Source organism: Desulfocastanea catecholica (assembly GCF_054657295.1).
Map to the genome: position 1 here is coordinate 1 of NZ_BAAHYZ010000088.1, position 1965 is coordinate 1965.

General features: G+C 54.8%; 1 protein-coding gene. It reads left to right on the forward strand.

The features are described from left to right. Positions 1 to 179 precede the first annotated feature (179 nt). Positions 180 to 1877 carry an IS1634 family transposase gene (locus ACYQ8U_RS22880; protein WP_459947874.1) on the forward strand — a complete coding sequence of 566 codons (1698 nt, stop codon included), beginning with the start codon at positions 180 to 182 and terminating at the stop codon, positions 1875 to 1877. The last annotated feature ends 88 nt before the right edge of the window (positions 1878 to 1965 follow it).

Genomic DNA, 1965 nt, shown 5'->3' on the forward strand with positions numbered 1-1965 from the left:
TACTTGCGTTTGCGGCGTGTAAGCACAAAAAAGTCCGATTCCGCTGCTCCGTAAAATTTTTCATACGCAAAAACAGCGTCATACGTTTCGCCGTTGTTAGGTTTTGGTTCAAGTCTGTAGGCACACGAATTGAATTTTATAGCTTGTAATAAAGCAAGATAAATGCTAAATCGGTAAGCATGTACCTACGAATCACAAAACGCACCAACAAGGACGGCTCGGTCGTCGAGTACTTCCAGCTCGCCCACAACGAGCGGCATCCGGACACTCGCAAACCCGTTGCCAAAATCATCCACAACTTCGGCCGGGTCGACCAACTCGACCGCCAGGAGCTGGTACGTCTCTGCCAATCCATAGGCCGCGTTTGTGGTCTGCGGTTTGATGAACCTCTGGCTATCACCAAGGATTCGGCAGTTCCCGTCGGCTTGCCGGCCGACATGAAGATTAAGCAGACTCTCGCCCTGGGGTGTCCTTTGGTCATAGACGCCCTCTGGGAAAGGCTGGGTTTGAAAAAGTGCCTCGAGGCCATTGAACAAGCGGCAGGTGGTCGGGCACAGTTGGAGCGAGCCCTGCTGGCCATGGTTGCCAACCGGCTCTGCATGCCGGAATCCAAACTCGGCGTCTGGGACCGCTGGCTGTCTACCGTCTACCTGCCATCCTGCCAGGATCTCAAACTCCGGCATATGTACGAGGCCATGGACTTGCTCCACGCCAATATCGAAGAGGTAGAGAAGACGGTCTTTTTCAACACCGCCAACCTCTTCAACCTGGAAGTCGATCTTATCTTCTACGACACCACCACCGCCTCGTTCCATGTGGACTATGAGGACGACGACAGCGATCCCGACTCCAACACCACCCTACGCAAATTCGGACACGCCAAAGAGGGAAACTGGGCGCCGCAGGTGGTGGTCGCCTTGGCCGTCACCCGCGATGGTATCCCGGTACGGAGCTGGGTTCTGCCCGGCAATACCGCCGATGTCACGACCGTAACCAAAGTTCGCGCCGATCTTCGCGGTTGGAATCTCGGACGGGCGATGTTTGTCGCTGATGCGGGCATGAACTCGACGGATAATAGGGCTGAGCTGGCCAAGGCGTGTGGCAAATACCTTTTGGCCTGCCGCATGGCCTCCATTGCCGAGATCAAGGGGGAGGTGCTCGGCAAACGGGGACCTTACACCATTTTCAAGGACAACCTTCAGGCCAAGGAGGTTATCATCGGCGACGGTGAGAGACGGCGCCGGTACATCCTTTGTTACAATCCCGGGGAAGCCAACAGGCAGGCCAAACACCGGCAGATGATCGTCGAACACCTCGAGAGCGAACTGGCCAGCCACAAAGATCATTCGACCGATGCCCAATGGGCCATCGACCTGCTCGCTTCCCGTCGCTTCAAACGCTATTTGCGAACCACGAAAGGCGGTCAACTGCGTATCGACCGGGGAGCGGTGGCGGATGCCGCCAAATATGACGGCAAATGGGTGATCGAGACCAACGATGACACTATCAGCCTGGAAGATGCCGCCTGCGGTTATAAGAGCCTGATGGTCATCGAACGCTGCTTCCGCTCGCTCAAGCGAACGCAGATCAAGATGACGCCGATGTACCACTGGGCCTCGCGCCGGATAGAAACCCATGTCAAGATCTGTGTGCTTGCGCTGCAGATTGAGCGGGTGGCCGAGATCTCCTGTGGCAAGTCGTGGCATCATATCAAAAGGGCCCTGGAGTCACTCCAGGTTACAGAATTTTTTGATTTAAAATATCGTGTGCTCATGCGCAATGAGGTGACTAAAGATGTAGAAAACGTCCTTAAATCATTGAAGATAAAGCCACCGGCGCGGGTCATTCACATGTCCGAACAGGACAAAAATCCGTAGTAACACGACCAAAATGGCCACCCGGCGCAAATCCATGGCCAGCAAGGGTTTCAGCCGATTTGTAAACTTATTGGCCGCAAACGCAAGT